The 15394-nt window shown below is 61.5% G+C and carries 13 protein-coding genes; 9 read left to right on the top strand and 4 right to left on the bottom strand.

Annotation, left to right across the window (positions count from 1 at the left end; translation table 11 throughout):
* Positions 1–25: 25 nt before the first annotated feature.
* The 6 genes from VNX23_RS28675 (at position 26) to chrA (ending at position 6509) form a co-directional block, all read left to right on the top strand.
* On the top strand, positions 26–481 hold the full coding sequence (locus VNX23_RS28675) for a MarR family winged helix-turn-helix transcriptional regulator (protein ID WP_325634946.1): 456 nt from the start codon (positions 26–28) through the stop codon (positions 479–481).
* Between the two features lie 355 nt (positions 482–836).
* On the top strand, positions 837–2471 hold the full coding sequence (locus VNX23_RS28670; RefSeq protein ID WP_325634945.1) for a c-type cytochrome: 1635 nt from the start codon (positions 837–839) through the stop codon (positions 2469–2471).
* A gap of 34 nt (positions 2472–2505) precedes the next feature.
* Positions 2506–3339, top strand: a complete 834-nt coding sequence (locus tag VNX23_RS28665) for a hypothetical protein (RefSeq protein ID WP_325634944.1) — start codon at positions 2506–2508, stop codon at positions 3337–3339.
* Between the two features lie 152 nt (positions 3340–3491).
* A complete protein-coding gene (locus tag VNX23_RS28660) occupies positions 3492–4295 on the top strand; it encodes a sulfurtransferase/chromate resistance protein (RefSeq protein ID WP_325634943.1) in 804 nt (267 codons plus the stop codon).
* Positions 4296–4391: 96 nt separating this feature from the next.
* The gene (locus VNX23_RS28655; RefSeq protein ID WP_325634942.1) at positions 4392–5282 is read left to right on the top strand and encodes a DUF1259 domain-containing protein; all 891 of its coding nucleotides are present in this window, start codon (positions 4392–4394) and stop codon (positions 5280–5282) included.
* A gap of 45 nt (positions 5283–5327) precedes the next feature.
* Positions 5328–6509: a chromate efflux transporter gene (gene chrA, locus VNX23_RS28650; RefSeq protein ID WP_325634941.1), complete on the top strand. Its 1182-nt coding sequence runs from the start codon at positions 5328–5330 to the stop codon at positions 6507–6509.
* 264 nt (positions 6510–6773) lie between these two features.
* Here chrA and VNX23_RS28645 read toward each other — a convergent pair whose 3' ends face one another.
* Positions 6774–7970: an amidohydrolase family protein gene (locus VNX23_RS28645; protein WP_325634940.1), complete on the bottom strand. Its 1197-nt coding sequence runs from the start codon at positions 7968–7970 to the stop codon at positions 6774–6776.
* A 397-nt stretch (positions 7971–8367) separates the two neighbouring features.
* On the opposite strand from VNX23_RS28645, the gene VNX23_RS28640 reads away from it, so the two are divergent.
* Positions 8368–8925: a gluconate 2-dehydrogenase subunit 3 family protein gene (locus VNX23_RS28640; RefSeq protein ID WP_325634939.1), complete on the top strand. Its 558-nt coding sequence runs from the start codon at positions 8368–8370 to the stop codon at positions 8923–8925.
* Between the two features lies 1 nt (position 8926).
* Positions 8927–10495 (top strand): GMC family oxidoreductase, encoded by a 1569-nt coding sequence (locus VNX23_RS28635; RefSeq protein WP_325634938.1) that lies wholly within the window; start codon positions 8927–8929, stop codon positions 10493–10495.
* Positions 10496–11274: 779 nt separating this feature from the next.
* On the opposite strand, the gene VNX23_RS28630 is transcribed toward VNX23_RS28635, so the two are convergent.
* The 3 genes from VNX23_RS28630 to VNX23_RS28620 all read right to left on the bottom strand — a co-directional run bounded on the left by VNX23_RS28630 (position 11275) and on the right by VNX23_RS28620 (position 14877).
* Positions 11275–11595 carry a hypothetical protein gene (locus VNX23_RS28630; protein WP_325634937.1) on the bottom strand — a complete coding sequence of 107 codons (321 nt, stop codon included), beginning with the start codon at positions 11593–11595 and terminating at the stop codon, positions 11275–11277.
* A 242-nt stretch (positions 11596–11837) separates the two neighbouring features.
* Positions 11838–13316, bottom strand: coding sequence for an amino acid permease (locus VNX23_RS28625; RefSeq protein ID WP_325634936.1), 1479 nt, complete (start codon positions 13314–13316; stop codon positions 11838–11840).
* A 46-nt stretch (positions 13317–13362) separates the two neighbouring features.
* Entirely contained in the window at positions 13363–14877 is a 1515-nt protein-coding gene (locus VNX23_RS28620) for an amidase (RefSeq protein ID WP_325634935.1), read from the bottom strand.
* A 225-nt stretch (positions 14878–15102) separates the two neighbouring features.
* Here VNX23_RS28620 and VNX23_RS28615 point away from each other — a divergent pair, with 225 nt between their 5' ends.
* A complete protein-coding gene (locus tag VNX23_RS28615) occupies positions 15103–15390 on the top strand; it encodes a hypothetical protein (protein WP_325634934.1) in 288 nt (95 codons plus the stop codon).
* Positions 15391–15394: the final 4 nt, after the last annotated feature.

Genomic DNA, 15394 nt, shown 5'->3' with positions numbered 1-15394 from the left:
CTAGGCAAACCGGGCGGGGAAGCGCATGACCAGGAGTGTTTCGTCGAAACGAAGCTTTAGGCCTTCGCGCATGCCTTACGTGCTCGAAGAACAGATCGGCTTCATCCTGCGCCAGGTCTGGCAGCGCCACGCCGCGATCTTCGCAGCCGGGATCGGCGCCAATCTGACACCGACCCAATGGGCGGCGCTCGCCAAGCTCGCCGAGACCGGGCCGTGCTCGCAGAACCAGCTCGGCCGGCTGACCGCGATGGATGTTGCCACCATCAAGGGCGTCATCGACCGGCTCACCGCCCGCGGTCTGACCGAGACCAGCGCCGATCCGCAAGATGGCCGCCGCCTCAAGGTCAGTCTCACGCGCAACGGTCGGGAGCTCGCCGAAAAGGCCGCCTCGAACGCGCTCGCGATCACGCGGGAGACGCTGGCGCCGCTGGAGGCAAACGAGCGCGAGTTGCTGACAGCGTTGTTGAACAAGCTGCGGTGAGCGAGATGCTCATCCGGTTTGATCACGATAGATTTGATTTCGATCGAGAAAAATTCATTTGCCTGCTGCGCGTTAGTGGTCCGATTCTAACATTTCGCATCCCGTTTTGGCAGGCACTTTTGCAATCCACTCCACCAGCCACAGTTCGTCAGCGAACGACGCAGAGCAGCTTTGAAAATCCCCGTCCGCGCTTGACAGGATGCCTTCGCTCGCTGAACGTGCAGGCACGGGGACCTGCGGTCTCCCTGCCAGGCGACATGCCCAAGAATCGCGTCCTTAAGTCATGCAGGGACGGATCATATCGACGATCGGATCTGTGTTCCCGAACATGCCAGGACGACGAAGAATCCTGATCTTGTTTGCGTCTTTTTTCGTCGCGATCGCCGCTTTGGCTGCTTCACTTTATCTATTGTTCGTTCCCGGCCTTTCGAGCGCGCGGAGCGAACCGCCGGTGACCGAAACCGTGATCGCGACGTGGCTGTTGCATCAGAGCGTTCCGGACGAAGCAAAGTACAGCGTCAATCCGCTGGGGGCCGATCCGGCTGATATCACGGCAGGGCGCGATCTCTATCGTGCCAAGTGCGAGGTGTGCCACGCCTATGAGGGTGGCGGAAAAACCTCCATCGGGGCCGGCGAATATCCGCGTCCGCCTGCGCTCCGCTCGGCGGCCATTGCGGCAACCCCTGACGGAGAACTTTTCTATCACATCCGTTACGGCATCCGTAACACCGGAATGCCCGCGTGGAATCTCCCCGACCGTCAAATCTGGCAACTCGTGAGCTATATCCGACATCTGCCGCAGGTTGCGGCGATGACGGCCGATCCGGTGGCCGCTTTGTCGGCTGCGTCGGAAGTCCAGCAGCATTATGTGGGATCGGCCGCATGCAAGAGCTGTCACGAGAGCATCTCCGCCCGCTGGAGCAAGACGCGGATGGCAAATGTGGTGCGCGATCCACGCGAACATCCCGACGCCATTACCCCGGACCTTTCAAAGCCAGACCCGCTTTTGAACTTCAGCAAAGACGACATTGCATTTGTCTACGGCAGCCGCTGGAAGCAGCGTTACTTCAAAAGGATCGGCGACGACTATTTCCCCCTGCCGGCCCAGTGGGACGTCGCGCACAAGATCTGGCGGCGCTATTTCGTCGCCAACGGTACGGATTGGTGGGCGACGCTCTACCCGCCGGATAATTTCCAGCGTCCGACAGGTCCGCTTTGCGACGGCTGTCATTCCGTCAATTACGACATCAACAACAAGTCGGTCACCGAGTGGAATGTCGGTTGCGAGAGATGTCACGGACCGGGCGAGGCGCACACCAAAAAGCCGGTGCGCGACAACATCCTCAATCCGGCCCGTTTCGACTACGTCCACGCCAGCGACACCTGCATCCAGTGCCACTCCCAGGGCCAGCCGCTGAAGAACCCGATTCAGGGCAAATATTACGATTGGCCCGTGGGTTTTGATGTCGGCAAAAATCTCGCCGACTACTGGAAACTCGAAGAGCACAAACTGGGAGAAACCACCTTCACTCATTTTCCGGATGGCACCGGCCACAAGAACCGCATGCAGGGCAACGACTTCGTCGAAAGCCTGATGTATGCCCGCGGCGTCACCTGCTTTTCCTGCCACGATCCGCATGGCGGCGAAAACGTCGCCATGGTGCGCAAGACCGGCAATGCGCTGTGCCTCGACTGCCACGGTCCGAATGCGCAAGCCGGTCCGCACGCGCCCAGCGTCGAAGCGCACTCCCATCACAAGGCCGGCAGCCCCGGCAACGAGTGTATCGCCTGCCACATGCCAAAGATCGAACAGACGATCTCCGACCAGAACGTCCGAAGCCACACTTTTCACTTCGTCACGCCTGGTGATACGGAGACGATGAAGATTCCAAACGCCTGTAATCTGTGCCATACGGATAAATCCACCGAGTGGGCAAAGGATGCGTTGGCATCCTGGTCGGATCGTTCGCCCTGGCGCATGGCGCGCTAAGAAGGCGCATGTTGCGCCAAGAAACAGGCTCGCGATGAGGCAAAATCGCACCCGATCCATGCGCGTCGGCTTGACCGGCCTTTTGGTCGGGATTGGCCGGGCAGGCGCCGTGGCGATTTGCCTTTACGCCTGGCCGGCCGCAGCCTATCGGCCTTTCGATGGAACCGATGCGGCCGTGGCAGGACTGAATGAAATCGAGATCGAACTGCAGCCCATGGGTTGGCAGCGAATCGGATCGCCGTCGGCCTTGATAGCCCCCCAAGTGGTTTTCAACTACGGGTTTGCAGAGCGCTGGGAAGTGGTGCTGCAGACCGAGATGGTGACGCCGATCACGCAGGTAAACGGCCCTCCGAGTCTCGTCGCACAGGGCGCGTTCCTCAAATGGGTAGTTCGGCCAGGCGTTTTGCAGGATCAACCCGGGCCAAGCATCGCCATGGAATTCGGACCGCTTCTGCCCGGCGTCAACGCCGAGCCCGGCGTTGGATTTAGCTGGGCGGGCATCGTGTCTCAACGCTGGGACTGGGGAACCGCGCATTTCAACGTGGAGACCAACCTGACACGCGATCACAATGCGGAAGCCTTCCTCGACGTCATCCTCGAAGGGCCCTGGACGTGGAAGGTGCGTCCTGTCTTCGAGACGTTTTATGACAAGGTGTGGACGCAGACCGAAACCCGTTCAGTCCTCGTCGGCGCCATCTGGCAGGTCGAAAAGGATCTCTCGCTCGACGCCGCGTTTCGCTATGCGGTCGTGAATGGACACCCCGTCAATGAAATCCGCGCCGGTCTCACCTTCGCGTTCAAGGAAGAGGGGGACAAGACGCCGATGAAACCCGGCGTCACTTTCGGCAATTGGGGTCTTTCGCGCTGATTGCGCTGGCGCCTGCTGACGGAACCCATTCAGTTCCACTTGTTTTTGCGCCGGATACGAACTAAGAATCCGCTCAAGGGGAATAGGCAGTCTCCCCTTCAGACTTCGGTCCAAGCACTGCGCGACACTCGACTTGTCGAGGAGGTTTGCGCATGGACCAAAGGAATTCGATTTCACCTGAACATCTCTATGCACGGCTCGGCTCCGAAGCGGCGCCGGTCATCGTTGACGTGCGGCGCGACGCCGATTTCGCGGGCGCCGCGACGCTTCTTGCCGGCGCATTTCATCGCTCTCCCGACAGGATCGAAACCTGGCGAACTGATCTGGCCGATGGCCGCGAGGTCGTGGCCTGTTGCAAGTACGGCGGCGAGACGAGCCAGGGCGTGGCTGAAAAGCTCCGCCGCATGGGCGTGCAGGCGCATTTTTTGGAAGGCGGCATAGCCGCGTGGATCGAGCAGGGCTTGCCGACGCAACGCAAGATCGGATCCAGTCCCGGCAAGTGGGTGACGCGAGAGCGTCCCAAGATCGATCGTATTGCCTGCCCCTGGCTGATCCGGCGCTTCATCGATCCCAACGCCGAATTTATCTACGTCCCGAAGGATCAGGTGCTGAGCGTTGCCAGACAGACGGGTGCCACTCCCTACGACATCGACGGGGTGGAATTCACGCATGAAGGTGAGCGCTGCTCGTTCGATACCATCCTGCGCATTTACGAGATCGGGGATCGACCGCTCGATCATCTCGCAACCATCGTCCGGGGCGCCGACACTTCGCGGCACGATCTGAGCCCGCAATGCGGCGGTCTGTTCGCGATCTCGCTCGGACTCTCGGCCAACTTCCCCGACGACCACCAGATGCTCAGGCATGGCATGGTCATGTATGACGCGCTCTACACCTGGTGCCGCAGTCTCCAGGCTGAAACGCACAATTGGCTCGCGCGGGCCGCGGGCGTCTGAAGCAATTGCAGCAAGTGAACTCGCCTGGCAGCGTGGCCGATCGACCGATGAGCAATCGCAATAGTGGGGCTCTTGAACAACAAGGAGAACAAAGCCATGCGAAATCTTTCTTGGATAATAGTTTCGATTCTGGCGGCCTTGTCTGCCACAGCCGCAACGGCGCAGGAGATCGACTGGCAGAAGGTCGACGATGCCTTGGGCAGGAAAGCCGCCGTGTCAGGCGACGTGCATCGATATGGCTTTCCGCGCTCGGATCTTGTCGTGGCCCTGGACGGTGTAGCCATCAAGCCCGCATTGGCGCTCGGCGGCTGGATTGCGTTCAAGCCGATGCACGGTCAAGCCATGATCATGGGCGATCTCGTGTTGCTCGAGACTGAAATTAATCCGGTCATGCTCAAGCTGATGGAAGGTGGCCTCGAAATCACCGCCGTGCACAACCATCTGCTGCGCGCCAATCCCGCCACTTTCTACATGCATGTCGGCGGCCACGGCGATCCAGCCAAGATGGCGGCCGCGATCCATGACGCTCTTGCAGCCAGCAAGACTCCACTAACCGCGTCGGCTCCACCTTCGCCCCCGCCGGCCATCGACCTGGATACGGCTCAGCTCGATCAGATCATCGGCGTCAAGGGACAGGCCAATGGCGGCGTCTACCAGTTCGGCGTGCCGCGCCGTGACCCGGTTTCGGAAGGCGGAATGCAGTTGATGCCTGGCGGACCGCTCGGCGTCGCAACCGCGATCAACTTCCAGCCGACCGGTAACGGCAAGGCCGCCATCACCGGCGATTTCGTTCTGATCGGGGACGAAGTTAACCCCGTGATCAAGGCGTTGCGCCAGAACGGCATCGAAGTGACGGCGCTGCACAGCCACATGCTCGACGAACAGCCGCGGCTTTACTTCATGCATTTCTGGGCCAACGACGATGCCGTGAAGCTGGCGAAGGGATTGCGAGCCGCGCTCGACAAGACGGCGAGCACCAAGAGTTGAGGAGGATGATTCTTTGTTCTACTGGCTGGCGGCACGGGGCAGGACATGACGACATCGACGGAAAATCCGCACGGGAATATGGGTGAAGTCGTGCGCTATTTCCTGCGGCTCGGCTTTCTCGGCTTCGGCGGGCCGGTGGCGCTCGTCGGCCAGATGGAACGCGAACTGGTCAACGACCGCAAATGGCTCACCAAAGAACAGATGCGTGAAGCGATTGCGATCTGCCAGTCGCTCCCGGGTCCGCTGGCGATCCAGGTCGGCATCTACATCGCCTGGCTGCGGTGCGGATTCTGGGGCGCATGGGCCGGCGGATGGGCATTCATCCTGCCGAATTTTGTCATCGTGGCCGCGCTGGGCGCGCTTTATGTCTATCTTGGCGACCTCCAGCCGGTGACGGCGATCTTCTATGGCGTCAGCCCGGCCGTGATCGCGCTGATTCTGCATTCCTGCTACCGGCTCGCCAAGCTCGGCATGGAAGACTGGCTGCAATGGGCGATCGCCGCCGTGTGTCTGGTCGTCACCGTCATTCTCCAGGCCGAAGTGGCGCTTCTGTTCATCGGCGCGGGCATCGTCGGCATCCTTTATTACGGCAGCCTGTTCAAGCGGGCGCCGGCCACGCTTCCCCTTATCATAGCCGTGCCGGCCGCAACGGCGCCGATCACGCCGGTTGCAACAGCTTCCACACTCGGCAAGCTGCTGCTGTTTTTCCTCAAGGCGGGTTCACTCACCTTCGGCAGCGGTCTGGTGATCGTCCCGTTCCTCGAGCAGGGGCTGGTGCAGCAATATGGCTGGCTTGACGAGCGGCAATTCCTCATCGCGGTTGCGGTCGGCATGATCAGCCCGGGGCCGGTGGTGATCACGGCGACGTTCGTCGGCTATCTCGTTGCCGGCTTCTGGGGGTCGGTCGTTTCGACGGTCGGCATTTTCCTGCCCTCGTTCCTGTTTGTGCTGATCGTCGCACCTCTGCTGGCGCGGCATCGGGGTAACGCCAACGTCCAGGGTTTTGTCAAAGGCGCCTATGGGGCCGCGATCGGCACCATCCTTGGCGCCTGCATCCTGCTTGGAAAGATTGCCATCGGGGACTGGCTCACCGCCTTGATCGGTATCGTCTCTCTTGCCGTGCTGTTCCGGTGGAAGGTCAGCAACCCCTTGCTGATCGCCGCGACCTCCGCCGTCGGTCTGATCGCCTATCCGCTGCTGCAGCCGACCTGGGTGATGGTGCATTAAGCGTCGAGAGGCAGCGTCCGGGTTTCAGATAGCGGGCGTCCCAAAGTAGAACCGCCTCACTCTCCGTCATGGCCGGGCATAGCCGTTCGAAGAACGGCGTCGCACCCGCTCGCCTATGTCCCGGCCATCCACGTCTTCCTTGTGGACGCAACAAGACCTGGATGCCCGGCACAATGGGCCTGTGCTCGGGCCGGCGAAGCCGGACCCGAGTGCCGGGCATGAGGGCTTATTCCTCTCGGCCTTACTTATTGCTTTATTGATCGTTCAACCCCCGACGATCTCCGGCACTTTCGTTGCCGGCGGAGTGTTACGGCTGCGCTGCGTGCGCACGATGCCGTCGATGATGGTCATGCCGACGCCTGGGAGATCGCCGAGCCGCACGCTGTCGAGAATGTTCTTGCCCGCGGAATGCTGCGCCTTGTCCATGATGACGAAATCGGCCGAGCGTCCGACTTCGATCAGGCCGCAGTCGAGCGCGCGCATCCGAGCGGTGTTGCCGGTCGCAAAGCAGAACGCGATCTCGGCGGGGACCTCGCCGAGCGAGGACAGCATCGACACCATCCGCAGAATGCCGAGCGGCTGCACGCCGGAGCCAGCGGGTGCATCGGTGCCAAGGATGACGCGGCCGAGCTCGTCCATCTCGCGCGCGGTCCGCAGCGTGAAAAGCGCTGCGCGTTCGTTGCCGTTGTGAACCAGTTCGAGGCCGCGCCTGCAGCCTTCGCAGATGCAGCGAATCTGATCGTCAGGCAGCGCCGTGTGACCGCCATTGATGTGTCCGATCACGTCGGTGTCGGCCTCCAGCACCACGTCCTTGTCGATCAGGCCGGAGCCGGGTATCGACGGGCCGCCGGTGTGGATGGTGCTCTGGATGCCGTATTTGCGCGCCCAGGCGACCATCTTGCGCGCGGTCGGGCCGTCCTTGACGCCGCCGAGCCCGACTTCGCCGAGCAGCTTGACGCCGGCAGCCGCCATTTCCTTAAAATCGTCCTCGACCATTTCGCATTCGATCACCGGCGCACCGGCGTGAACCTTCACCCCGCCGGGGCGAAGCGTCCAGAACGCGCGCTGCGCGAAGATCGCCATCGCTTTCACCCCGACAACGTCGCGCGGCCGGCCCGGCATATGAACCTCGCCCGCCGAGATCATGGTGGTGACGCCGCCGTGCAGAAAGCTGTCAATCCATCCGATCTGGTTTTGCCGCGGCGTCCAGTCGCCGGCGACGGGATGCACGTGGCTGTCGATCAGGCCGGGCGCAACCGTCGTTCCGTTGGCGTCGACGATGGTGGTGGCGCCTTCGGTATCGACATCCATGGCGCGGCCGATCGCGCTGATCTTGCCGTTGACGGCAACGATCGTGTCGGCATCGAGGATCGGTTTTTCGAGCGCGCCGGAGAGCATGAGCCCGATGTTGCGGATCAAAAGCTTGGTCGGACCAGTTGCCTTGGGCTCATCGTGGGCCATCGCTTTTCCCTTTTGTTCAACGCCTTCGCGCCAGGATCGGCATTTTGCGCGTGGTCTGGTGTCCTGATTCCGGAGTTCGCATCATTTTGCGCAGCAACAATGATGCGGACTTCTGAACCGCCACACTAGTGCGGTGGATTTGACATTCGCTTCAGTATCGCCGCGAGTCCCGCGCAGCGAATGTCAAATCCTAAACCGCACTGGAAGACTATATTAGCTAGTGTTCCTAAGGTTCTGACATTCGTAACAGTGCCTGTTGGAAGATAATACGAATGTCAGAACCGGAACACTAGCGGCGGGATCAAGGCCCCTTGACTCGTGATCGCGGCTGCCCAGTAATACCGCAAATTTTTCGCGGGCCTTCGCGAAAGAAGAAATGCTCCGGGAGGAGATGACCATGGCGATTGGTCGGCGCGGCTTTGTCAAAGGCGCGACGTTGGGCGCGCTGGCTTTCACCATAGGTGGAATAGAAGTTCTGATGGCGCCGCGCGAAGCGAGGGCGCGCAATGTGCCGTTCCGCCTTCTCGATGCCCGTCAGGGCGAGACGCTGGAGGCTCTCGGCGAAACGCTGGTACCGCAGGCGCGCGAGGCGGGGATCGCGCACTATGTCGATCAACAACTTTCGGTGCCGCCGCACGAGGCGCTTCTTCAGGCCCGCATCTTCAACGTCCGCCCGCCGTTTGCCGATTTCTACCGAGCTGCACTCGCTAACATCGACGAGAACAGTCGCAAGGTCTTCGGGCGGGATTTTGCGCTTCTCGCGTCCGCGGACCAGCACGAGTTTGTCGATCGCATGCGGCAAAACAAGATCGAGGGTTGGACCGGAAGACCAGGTGCGTTCGTGTATGCCGTGCTGCGCGCGGACGCGGTCGACGTCGTCTACGGAACGATGGAAGGCTATGAGGCGCTGGGGATTCCCTATATGGCGCATATTCCACCGCAAAAGAGGTGGTGAGATGGCATTCGAAAAAGTGGACATCGTCATCGTCGGAGCCGGCGCTTCCGGTTCGGTCTATGCATCCGTGCTGGCCAAGGCGGGCAAGAAGGTCGTCTTGCTGGATTCAGGTCCCGACTGGGAGCTTTCCGATCTCATCAGTTCCGAAATCTGGGGTCGCCGGGTCAAACCGGCAGGCGCGCCGATCCTGCTCGAAGGCAAGAATCCGATGGGATATGCCGCGCAAGCGGGGTGGGGCGTCGGCGGTGCGACGCTGCATTATTTCGCCAATTTCCCGCGACTGTTGCCGGCCGATTTCAGGATGAAGAGCGAGCACGGGCGCGGGCTCGATTGGCCCATCGCTTACCAAGACGTTGCTCCCTTCTATGACAAGGTGGCGCGCGAGATCGGCGTCTCCGGCGATGCCAGGGCCGAGGAGAAATGGCGACCTGCCGGCGAGGCATATCCGATGCCGCCGATGAAGACCTTCCGCAATGGCGACATCTGGCTGAAAGCTTTTGAATCCGTCGGCATTGCGATGGTGCCGGCGCCAGTCGGCATGAATTCGGTGGAATTCAAGGGACGGCCCGCGTGCATCTATGACGGGTGGTGCCACGTCGGCTGTCCGACCGGCGCGCTTGCCAATCCGCACGTGACTTATCTGGGCGAGGCGCGCAAGGCCGGCGCCGAAGTGCGGGCCTGGTCGACGGTGACGCGCGTCCTCACCAATCAGGCCGGCACGCGGGTGACCGGCATCGAATATTACGACGACAAGCATCAAAAGCAGGTCCAGGAAGCAAGCGTGGTTCTTCTGGCGGCATGGTCGGCGCAAAATCCCCGGTTGCTCCTGAACTCGGCGACCGACAAGCATCCCAGGGGCCTTGCCAATGCGAGCGGTCTCGTAGGCTACTTCATGATGTCGCACCACGTGGCCAACACCTGGGCGATGTTCGACGAGGACGTCCAAAACCACATGGGCACGGTTGGTGTGCAGTACATGTCTTACGAGCGTTACCCCAAGACCAGTCACCCCGGCGCGTTCGGAAGCTCCTTCGTCACGGCGGGGTTTGCTCTCAAGACCGCCGATCTTGCCAATGCCCGCGGCGATCTTTTTGGACCGGAGCTTGCGGACTACATGAAGCGCGCCGCGCGCCACCTCGCGGGCATCAAGACTTTTGGCGAAGAGCAGCCAGCTGCGGAAAATCGCCTCGAATTGTCGGGCGAAAAGGATCAGTTCGGCATGCCGCTCGGCAAACTGACCCACAGCTTCGATCAGGACGCGGTGGCGCTGTGGAACGCCAATCTCGAAGAGGGACTGAAAGTCGCCAGGGCGAGCGGCGCCAAAGAGGCGTGGTCCGCGCGTGGCGCGATGCCGACCAGTCATCTGCTCGGCGGCACCATCATGGGAACGAGCGCCGCCAATTCGGTCGTCAACAGCTACGGCCAGAGTCATGAGATCCCGAACCTTTGGGTTGCAGGACCGGGCATCTTCCCGACCGAAGGCGCATCAAACCCGACGTTTACGATCTTTGCGCTGTCGCAGCGCGGTGCCGAGCGGATGGCGTCGCAATGGGGGACGCTGACCAACTGAGTTTTCGCCGATCACCGCCGGTCCTCGCTCGGTGGTCAAACTTCCATTAAAAGTTGCGCTCCGCCAATCTTCGTCCTGCATCCGTTTTGAATGGCTGCGCATCGGTGCTAACCGATTTTCGCACAAGGTAAATTTTCGCGTAAGGATAGTCGGCGATGCAAGGCTCCTATCCATGGGAGGGATGGGAGAAAGCGGCCCTGTCACAAAAGCAGCAGGTGTTGCGGAATAAGGCTGCCTGTACCGGCGTATTTAGGTTGCCGGTCATTTGTCCGGCCTCGCTAGTGTCCCGATTCCGAAGTTCGTATCATTATGCGGCATACTCGTTTTCGAACTTCGGAATCGAAAGGACACCAGGAAGCTAATGTTTCTAGTGTGGTTTTGGATTTGAAGAGTCAGCGGAGCCATTGATAGGAACTTCAAATCCACCACACTAGGCCGGGCTGTCTTAGTTACTTGAGATCATGAGCAAAGACACACAGCGCGCGTCCGACAGAATCGACCGGGAAATCCTCGCGGCAGATGCGCTGGAACGCGCCCGGCTTTTGCCCCCGGGGCCGCAGCGCAACGAAGCGCTCAAGCTTGCAGGCCTGCTTCGTAGTACGGCCGAATCCCGGGGGCCCGTCTTTGCCAAACGCGGCAGGCCGCGGAAGTGAGGGAAGCGGGGGCACCTTTATTTTGTGTTTGCGCATGATCTCCGCGCAAACGCGTTCCGCGTTTGTCGCGATGGAAAACCGCTGCAGGCTTTGCGCTAACGCGGCCCTGCGGGTCCGGATCATGCGCTAGCAGCCGCGGCAAATGCCCTTGATTAAACGGTCGACCTTCGCGTTCTCCGCGTCCAGCGCCTGCTCAAACGATGCCGTTGCAGGAACATCTACCATCTGGGGCTGGCGGTGCCCGACCGGCGCCGACCACGGTCTGGTCGCGGTCTCGCATCCGGGCGGTATCCAGCTGGCGGTCGGGGCCGGGGCAGCGCCATTTTGGGAAGCTTGGGACAGGTTCGAACAGGCGGCGGAATCAACGGTTACGGCTTGAGCCGGCAGCGGCGATGCAAAGGCTATCGATAAAACTGCCGCAGTTCCAAAAAGGGCAAGTCTGGTCATTGTGCAATCTCCCGGCGTTGCGCGCTCCTCAGGCGCTTCTGGCAGGACAGACTCCCGCCTGAATCCGGTTATTCCTTCAAGGAATCCGGCTTGCGGCATGCTCGGCCTCGCGCAGACGCATGCCTTGTGTTCACTAGAGCGTGCGCATCGGAATAAAAGCAGGGGAAGGATAGTCCCCGGTCGCCGCCGCGAAGCGCGGCTTGAGCCTCGCCCGGTACGGCGCATTTTTCCTTAGGGGCTGGTCAGGTCACGATCCGGCTGTGTCGTGCGCCGTAGACAAAATAGATCACAAGCCCGATCGCGAGCCACAAGGCCAGTCTCCACCAGGTATCGGCGGGAAGTCCAAGCATCAGGAAGATCGAGGTCAGTGCGCCGGCGGGAGCGACGATCCAGATCGCGGGCGCCTTGAAGGGACGTTCAAGCGTCGGCTGCGTGAAGCGCAACACCAGCACGCCGATGGAGACCACTGCAAACGCAAACAGCGTTCCGATGCTGACTAGTTCTCCCACCAGACCGATCGGCAGGAGCGCAGCCAGAGTGGCAACGACCGCGCCGGTGGTGATTGTCGAGATATACGGCGTGCGGAAGCGGGGATGTATTTTCGCGGCCGCGGACGGCAACAAGCCATCGTGCGCCATCGCGCGAAAGATCCTCGGTTGCGCAAGCAGCATGACAAGGATGACCGAGGTCAGGCCAAAGATGATTCCCAGCTTCGCGAACGGCGCGAGCCAACCGACTCCGGCCGCATCGATGCCAACCGCGATGGGATCGGGCACGTTCAATTTGTCATAGGGGACGATGCCCGTGAGCACGGTGCCGACCAGCACATAAAGCACGGTGCAGATGATCAGCGAGCCGAGAATGCCGATCGGCATATCCCGCATCGGATTTTTGGCTTCCTGTGCGGCTGCCGAGACCGCATCGAAGCCGATATAGGCGAAAAAAACCACGGCCGCGCCGCGGACGACACCCGACCAGCCATAGGTGCCGAAACCAGCATTGGGCGGGATGAAGGTTCCTGCGGGATTGCCCGGCGTGATCCAGTTCGCCGTGCTGAATGCAGGCGCTGCGCAGATGATGAACAAGGCGATCACCATCAGCTTGATCGCAACGATCCAGTTATTGAACCGCGCGGTCTCGCGTATGCCAACCACCAACAGCGATGTCACGACAATAACGACCAGGGCAGCGGGAAGATTCAGGACGGCGCCTGTGAACGCCCATGCACGGCGAGCGGAATCATAGTCGAGCGGGGAGGAGACGAATTGCGTCGGAAGATGCAGTCCGAAATCGCTAGCCAGGCTGACCACATATCCAGACCAACCGATGGCAACCGTGATGGCTCCCACCGCATATTCGAGGATGAGGTCCCATCCGATGATCCAGGCGACCAGCTCTCCGAGCGTCGCATAGGCATAGGTATATGCGCTGCCGCTGATCGGGACTGCGGATGCCATCTCGGCGTAGCAGAGTCCTGCAAATGCGCAGGTCACCGCGCCAAGAAGGAATGAGAGCGAGACGGCAGGGCCCGCATTGGCTGCAGCCGCATGTCCGGTCAGGACGAAGATGCCCGCCCCGATGATCGCGCCAACACCAAGCGCCACCAGATTGAGCGCTGACAGCGTCCGCCTCAAAAGAGGTGGCCGATCGTCCAGGCTGTCGGCGCCGGCGGCTTCGTCTTGCAGCGCGGCGGTTGATTTGCGAGCCCAGACGTTTGTCATGACGCCCATCGCGGGGAATGAGTCGGCGGTCGCAACCTCCGACAGCTTACACGGCCGTTGGCCTCTTCCATCCGCCGAATGTCCGCTCGAGATGGGAAACGAGCGCCAGCGCGACGTCTTCGCGCCACGGTCGTGCGGCCACCTGAACGCCGAGCGGAAGGCCTTCGGGCGAGGTTCCGATCCGCACGGTTGCCGTCGGCCACCCCGTCAGGTTGTACATCTGGGCATAACCGAAGCCACGGCGGTATTGTTCCTCAAAGCTTGTGCCGTGAGGCAATGCCGGATACGGCGCCACCGCCGACAACACGGCGTCGTAGTTCTCGATGAAGCGCAGCATCGAATTGCGAAAGGCATCCCATCGCACGAATGCGGCCAGCGCCTCGGTGGTGTTGGCAAAAGCGGGTGCGACGGAATAGGTCAACGCCTTCTCGAACAGAGGCGAGATCGGATCACTGCCGATGTTCTTCAGAAAGGCGCGCGTGCCGGCGCCGCCGTCGCCGCGGCTCATGTCATGATAGACAGTCGCGGCCTTGCCGGCCTCCGGAGGACGGCTTTCCTCGACCTTGACGCCGGCTTCCGCCAAGGCGTTGGCGGAATCCCGCACCGCCGCGGCTATTTCCTTCGTCGGCGCTGCCACGCCGTCATCCTCGAACCAGGCGAGCTTCAATCCGTTCAGCGTGACCGCCTTTGGATCGAGCAATGGCATTCCCACGATCGAATGGTCGCGGAAGTCGGGGCCTGCGATGACGGGCAGCGCGAGCGCGAGGTCATCGACCCGGCGTGCGATCAGGCTGACGTGAAACACCGCGTTGCGCGCACCCATCGGCATCGGGAATTGACCGGTGCGCGGGACACGACCGGAGGTCGGCTTGATCGCCGCCAGACCGCAAAAATGCGCCGGAATCCGAATGCTGCCGCCGGCATCGGTGCCAAGGCCGAGCGGCGAACCGCAGGCCGCCACAATCGCCGATTCGCCGCCGGTGCTGCCGCCCGGGGTGCGGGCGAGGTCGTAAGGATTGTTGGTGCGTCCATAGACGAGGTTGTCGGTTTCGATCGCGCCCGCAAGCTCCGGCACGTTGGTCTTGCCAAGAATGACGGCGCCTGCGGCACGTAGCCGGGCCACGGCGGTGGCATCGGCATTGGGCACATAATTGGCGCGGCCTTTGGTCCCGCCGGTGCAAATGACCCCCGCCGTTTCCAGCGTGTCCTTGATGGTGACGGGCACGCCGTGCAGCGGACCCTTGATTTCGCCGCGCGCGAGCGCCGCATCGGCTTCATCGGCCTCCTTTCGCGCGGAGTCCGCCGTGAGTTGGACCACTGCGTTGAGCTTCGGATTGACGTTTGCGATCTGCGCCAGGTGGGCCTCGACGACTGTCCTGGAGCTGAGATTTTTTGCGCGGATGGCGCTGGCAAGCTCACTGGCGGATTTCAGGATAATTTCGTCGCTTGTCGCGGGCGCTGCCTTGGCCGCGTCGACCAGCGCATTGCCTCCCGCGGCCACGATCGCGCCGGCTGCGGCTGCCGTACCCAAAAAGTCCCGCCGTCCGATTCTGTCGCTCATCCGCGATCCATCCTCTCGCAAGACAACCAAAGGTTCCATGCAGCTAATTCTGTTTCGCAGCCGTATGCAAGATTGCTTGTTGCAATGCCCGGAACCTGGCCAACGGTCATCGCGCGACAGGTGGATTTTTTTCGATGCCTTGACCCTGCGGAAAATGTTTGATGGCTGTGGCAATGGATGCAAAATCGGTGCCGCCGCAGGAAAAATCAGGGAAGGCGAAATCAAATGACGATGATCGATCCGCTGACCGCCACCGCCGTGGTCGCCGCAACCGCAGCCACCGATGCGGTCTATGTGATGTTCACCTCCGCCGTCGTGGCCCGCAAGCGGGTGCCGGCGGCGACCTGGAGCAGCATCTGGTATCTGCTCTCGTCCTTTGCCGTGATCAGCTACACCGAAAACTGGCTCTATGTCGCCTTCGCCGCGGCCGGCTCCTGGATCGGCGCCTTCGCCACGATCACTTTCTTGCACCGGCCTCCAGGAGGTCCACCTGTCGGCGCCAGCCCGGATTGAGAAC

Source organism: Bradyrhizobium sp. (assembly GCF_035570375.1).
GTDB lineage: Bacteria > Pseudomonadota > Alphaproteobacteria > Rhizobiales > Xanthobacteraceae > Bradyrhizobium.
Note: the sequence above shows the minus strand (reverse complement) of the source record. Positions and strands in the feature narration are given on the sequence as shown.